Below are 6,000 nucleotides of genomic sequence, written 5' to 3'. Positions count from 1 at the left end.
GTTCGGTCTATTTTTCTGGCTTTTCTGATAAACATAGCGAAGCAATAATATCTCAATGCATTGGCTTTGTCAAGGACAACTAACCTCTCTTCTGACACTACATTAAGATTTCTACCCTGGCCAATCCATAATTTCAATAAGTTAGACTTCCCAAAAGAGGCAAAAATGCCATTTTCGCCACAAAAAGTGGCGAACTTGGGTTAGAGGTGTACATCATGGAGTAAGCTCAAAGCACCTTGGAAGATACCTCGCAGAGTTCTGCTATAAAACTAATCGTAGATTTTGGGAATCCCAACTTTTTAATCGATTGCTGCATGCTTGCATCAACACTACCACTATAACATTTGCGGAGCTAAGGGCATGATCGATAATGAATTATAAAAAATGTTTCCTTAAAATATATCATTTTAACAAATCTTTTTTGTAAGGGTGTTCGAAAATTATTTCTTATCGTGAACGTGTATTTGTACGTTTCAGGTGAACTGCTCCCCAAAAATGAGACACCAATTATGTAACATTTTGTAAGGAGGCGAAAGATATGAGACCTAATAAGTTTTCGGTTGACCAGATAATCAAGATCATCGCAGAGGCAGATCTTCCTGGCAATCCTGTATCTTCCGTTGCAAGAAAGTATGGAATTAGTCCCAACACCATATACCGATGGAGGCAGAAATACAAAGGCATGTCCGCTTCAGAAGCAAAACGCCTGAAAGTCCTTGAAGAGGAAAACTTAAGACTTAAAAGACTCCTTGCTGAGAAAGAGCTCGAAGTACAAGCTCTTACTGACATAATTAAAAAAAACATTTGAGCAAGGAAGACTTGAAAATACTTATGCATCAGGCTCATACACAATTTAAGATTCCTGTATCGGTTCTCTGTAAAAGGTTTGGCATCCCCAGAGCTTCCTTTTATAGACAACGTACGGAAAAGGATCGTGAATTGCTTGATAGGATAAAACACATAGCTTTTAAGCACCCATCCTGGGGTTACAGAATGATCTGGGCTGAATTCAGAAAACAAGGCGTAAATGTAAATCGCAAAAAGCTTTACAGGCTCTACATTTCTGCAAATCTTCAAAAACCTGTCAGCGTCTCTGTTAAAAAGCATTGTAAGCCCATAAAGCCTCTTGAGGCAACTAAGGCGGAGTTCCCAGGGCATGTATGGGCAGGAGATTTTTTGCACGATAGGATAGTCTCTGGAAGGGCATTCAGGATGTTTAATGTTCTGGATGTCTTCAGTCGCAGAGGTTTTGAACCCAGAGTAGAATACTCTCTGCCTGGCACAGCCATAGCAGAACATCTTGATAACCTCTGTAGAGTTTATGGTTCACCAAGGGTTTTCAGGCGTGATGACGGGCCTGAATTCAGATCTGAGGAATTTCAAAAAATCATCAAAAAATGGAGAATTCGAGAGGAGGTGACACCGCCAGGGCAACCTTTTAACAATGGGCATATTGAGAGTTACCAGGGGACTATGAGAGATGAATTGCTTGAACGGGAGGAGTTTGATACACTTGAGTCTGCTCAGCAGAAAATAGTAAATTGGGTAAAGAGCTATAACACAGAAAGGCCTCATTCCGCTCTTCGATATAGAACTCCCATGGAGGTATGGAATGAGTACTATCGTCTTTGACATAACAACTGTCCCAAAAAGGGGGCACATAGATGTAACTCTCTCATAACACATGTCTCATTTTTGGGGGCATATCACAGGTTGTTCCCACAATATGAGTAACCGCCCAGGGTTATCCCTTCAATATTGTTTTTAATTGTCTTTTTTCTTTGACGGTTTAAGTTCGCAAGTTACAATAAACAAAAAGTAAAATTGAGAGAGAGGAAAGAATAAATGGAAAGTAGAAAGAGAATATTTTTTGTGTTTTTTAAATGGTTAAATATCGTATCTTTTGCGGTTTTGTTTATATGTATTTTGCATTTAGAAAATTCAAATAACGTTGAGAATTTTGGGTTTGGATCTCGTCTTTTAGATGTTCTGATTTTTCTAGTTGCAATTGTTTGGTGGGAAGTCTCTGAAAAGTTTGCAAAAAAGGAGCGTATAATTTTTGAGCAAAAACCTATTAGTTTATTGGTCCCCAATTTTGTATCGGGCATGGTATTAGCTTTCTTAAGCTTTGTTTTTCTGGTTTTAATGGGAGTTGAGTTTTATCGCTCAATCTATATTTCCCTTATTTCAGGAGTAATTTTATTTGGATTATTGACGGCTTACGATTACACTTTAGGTTGGATACTCAATCGTTTTGTTACATCATGTCCAATGGTTAAAAGGATTTTAGTGGTAGGAACAGGAGCTAGGGCTATATCCTTTATAGATAAAATCAGAAAAAATCAGAGTGGATGTTATACAGTTCCTGTTGTGCTCGATGTAGAAAAAAGAGAAAGTTTTTGGGAAAAAAATTTTTCTGATATAACTTTCATTGCTGAAAGTAAATTGCTCGATATCCTTAGACATCAGGTGGTTGATGAAGTTTATGTTTTTCTTCCTGTTCGTTCATATTATGACCTGATAACCGAAGTCGTAAAAGAATGTATGATTCATGGCATTCCAGTTAAGGTGAGTCCTGTTATGGATGTTGAAAGTCTGACTTATAAATTAGATATTAAAACGATGTTGGAAGGCGATAAAGATGGAAGTGTATGGATAAAAACTGGATCTTCTGATCTTGAAGACCCATTTTATGTGATGTTAAAACGAATGTTCGATGTAATTGTAGCATGGTTGTTGGTTATAGTTCTTTCACCAGTTATGTTATGTGCCACTATAGCTGTAAAGTATAGTTCGCCCGGTCCTGTTATTTTCAAGCAAAAAAGGGTAGGCAAAGGAAAGAGAATATTCACTTTATATAAATTCAGAACAATGTATGAAGATGCAGAGGCTCGTTTGGCTGAGTTAGAGAGTAGTAATGAAACTAAGGGCGCTGCATTTAAAATGGTCAATGATCCTAGAATTACCCCAGTTGGTCGCTTCCTTCGTAAAACCAGCATTGATGAGCTTCCTCAATTGTTTAATGTAATAAAAGGTGAGATGAGTCTTGTAGGACCTAGACCACTTCCTTTAAGAGATTACGAAAGGTTTTACGATGATAGACATTGGCGACGTTTTACAGTTATACCGGGCATTACGGGACTCTGGCAGGTGAGCGGAAGAAGCAATATGAAATTTGATGATTGGATGGCTTTAGATCTTTTCTATATTGACAACTGGTCATTATGGCTTGACCTACTAATTCTTTGGAAAACCTTTGGAGTCGTGCTAAAGGGAAGTGGAGCTATGTAAATGTATCTGGATTTTTATGGATTAAATCGAAAGCCTTTTGAAAATATTCCTGATCCATCATTTTTTTACTATTCATACGACCATAAAGAAGCTCTCGCTGCAATACGTTATGGAGTTGAAGAAGACAAGGGGCTTATAGTTATTTCTGGTGAGGTGGGAACTGGTAAAACCACCCTTATCCAAACCTATCTTAAAACTGTTCCATCTTCGATTATTGCAATATATGTTGACTATCCTTTTGTATCAATGTCTCAACTTCTGAAATACTTAGCGGATAAGCTAGAGATAGCAGATCAAAAATTTCCATCTCCACAGCATCTTGTGGAGGCCGTTACTGAGCGTCTTTCAACTATTGCGGAAGAAGGCAAAAAGGTGGTGTTACTCTTTGATGAAGCACAACATCTTAGTTTAAAATCCCTCGAATTTATAAGACTTTTGTCAAATTTGCAGACTTCCGAAAAGAAACTTATCAATATTGTACTTGTGGGGCAAATTGAGCTTCTCAAAAAGATTGAGGCTCCGGAACTTCGTCAATTAAGACAAAGAATACTAATCCAGCGAGTTTTACGTCCTCTGAGTTTTGCGGAAACTATGAATTATATACAGCATCGTATGCTTGTTGCCGGAGCTTTTAGTAATCCCTTCACGAAAGAAGCTATGCGTTTTATTTTTCGCAAAAGTGGTGGAATTCCTCGATTGATTAACACCATATGCGATAACGCACTTTTGGGAGGTTATGTTGCCGGAGTTAGAGTTATAAAACCATCAATTGTAAAGCAAGCTATTAAGGAATCCCTGCCTTCCAAACCTTCGGGTTATTATGCTTCCAGAAAGGCTATCATTATTACAGGGAGCGTCGTTATAGGTGTTATCCTGTTTGTTGGGGTAAAAATGGGAGAACTTAATTTCTTGTGGACTGGTAGAGATGTTTCTATTTATAAAAATTCTTCCGGATATGAAGTAAATTCAGAGATTTTAGTGCCTTCTGTAACTAAAATTGATGATGCAATGTTTGGATTTTTCAAAAATATTGGACAAGATGTAGAAGATACGGACGAGAGAAATTATATTTTGGAACAAAGAACCAAAGACGAACAGGATAGTCATTATATTTTGCCGTCTGATCTTGAAGCTGTAACGAAGGAAATTGATGTTACTAGAGGAGTTAAACCTCAAGAAGCGTTACTAAAAATAATTGTTGAAGTTTACGGAAAGAGTAATGAAACATTACTGGACATTGTTCAAAGGTACAACCCATCTATTAAAAACATTAATTTTATTTATGCTGGTCAAAAAATCGTTTTTCCCAAACTGACGCCTGAGAGCTTGATTTTCAAAAGTGGAGATGGAAGATATTTTGTTCACTACTATTCTACTTCTCAGGCAGATAAAGCCACAAAAAAGCTAAAGGAAATTAGCTCCTTTAATTATCAAGCTTCCATAGTAGCTGTTGACTCCAGTGATAGAATTACCTATCGTGTTTACGTGGGACCGTTTGGGGATCTAAATTATGCTAAAGAAGCTCTCCTTTCTCTTCCTCACGACCACCTTCCAATAGGGTTTGAAAAAAGAATTGGGAACTAGGCAGGATGCAGTTAAAGTATTGAAAAGTAAATTACTGTTAAACCGTCAAAACATAGGAGTAATTATGAAGTGGTTGGTGTTTCTTTTGATGATATCCATAACTGGCTGTGCTGGAGCTATACATAATGGTGAGTCTCCAAAGACAGCGGCAATTCAGGAGAATTTTCAGGAGAACATAGAAATCGTCAAATCGGAAATAGCCAGAGAAGTACGTGAAGGTATAAATTTATACACTCTGGCGCCAGGTGACGTGCTCGAAATTATATACCATGCAACAGCAGAACGGGAAGTTGAAGACTACAGGCTCAGGGTGGATGATAAAATAGAAGTCGAAATAGCTTTCCATCCAGATATGAATCGAGTTCACGTCGTAAGACCAGATGGTAGAATAACCTTGCCCCTTAAGGGTGAAATTATGGCGGTTGGGAAAACCCCAGATGAGTTAGCGAAGGAGATTGCCACGGTCTATTCGGACGTTTTCAAAAAACCTGCGGTAACCGTGAGGGTTCAGGAATATGCGTCAAAAGTGTGGGAATTAAGAACGGCACTCCAGACCACCGAAAGAGGACAAGCCAAAAAGATTATTGTTGCTCCAGATGGCTATGTTTACCTACCTTACGTTGGTGGAGTTAAAGCGGCTGGTAAAACAGTCAGAGATTTGCAAGAAGACATTAATGAATCGTATAAAAAGAAGTTTGGTTCTATTACTGTTTCAGTGCTTTTAGATGAAGTTAAAGGAAACAAAGTTTTCGTTTTTGGCGAAGTAAATCGTCCCGGTATGTTTCCTCTTGGTTATCCTGTAACCGTGGTTCAAGTTCTATCAATGGCGGGAGGTCCTAGACGGACCGGAGATCTTTCTCAGGTTAAGGTTTTGTTTTGGGATGACAATCTTAAGTCTGTAGTTAGGACCGTAAATGTAAAACAAATTTCTGATAAAGGTAAGCTAGAAAAGGAGTTTATATTACCTAAAAACAGTGTTGTTTATGTGCCAAAAACAACAGCAGCAAAAATTGGTGAATTCGTTGAAGACTATATCAAAAACATATTTATGTTTAATGGAGTGAGTTTCGGGTTTTCTTATGAAGTAAAAGGCAGTGGAAACTAATTAAAAAAGGATAAAATTCT

Annotated in this window: 5 protein-coding genes and 1 pseudogene; all 6 read left to right on the top strand. The window is 37.9% G+C overall.

What is annotated here, in order from left to right:
- The first annotated feature begins 214 nt into the window (after positions 1–214).
- A pseudogene (locus WHS38_05415) lies at positions 215–364 on the top strand (IS1595 family transposase).
- Positions 365–538: 174 nt separating this feature from the next.
- On the top strand, positions 539–808 hold the full coding sequence (locus tag WHS38_05410; protein ID MEJ5300410.1) for a transposase: 270 nt from the start codon (positions 539–541) through the stop codon (positions 806–808).
- A 23-nt stretch (positions 809–831) separates the two neighbouring features.
- Positions 832–1,632: an IS3 family transposase gene (locus tag WHS38_05405; protein MEJ5300409.1), complete on the top strand. Its 801-nt coding sequence runs from the start codon at positions 832–834 to the stop codon at positions 1,630–1,632.
- A 213-nt stretch (positions 1,633–1,845) separates the two neighbouring features.
- Positions 1,846–3,291, top strand: coding sequence for a sugar transferase (locus tag WHS38_05400; GenBank protein ID MEJ5300408.1), 1,446 nt, complete (start codon positions 1,846–1,848; stop codon positions 3,289–3,291).
- Positions 3,292–4,875 (top strand): AAA family ATPase, encoded by a 1,584-nt coding sequence (locus WHS38_05395; protein ID MEJ5300407.1) that lies wholly within the window; start codon positions 3,292–3,294, stop codon positions 4,873–4,875.
- Between the two features lie 64 nt (positions 4,876–4,939).
- Positions 4,940–5,980 (top strand): polysaccharide biosynthesis/export family protein, encoded by a 1,041-nt coding sequence (locus tag WHS38_05390; protein MEJ5300406.1) that lies wholly within the window; start codon positions 4,940–4,942, stop codon positions 5,978–5,980.
- The last annotated feature ends 20 nt before the right edge of the window (positions 5,981–6,000 follow it).

It is taken from the genome of Thermodesulforhabdaceae bacterium (assembly GCA_037482015.1).
In the GTDB taxonomy this organism is placed as follows: domain Bacteria; phylum Desulfobacterota; class Syntrophobacteria; order Syntrophobacterales; family Thermodesulforhabdaceae; genus JAOACS01.
This window is presented reverse-complemented; position numbering and strand designations above follow the sequence as displayed.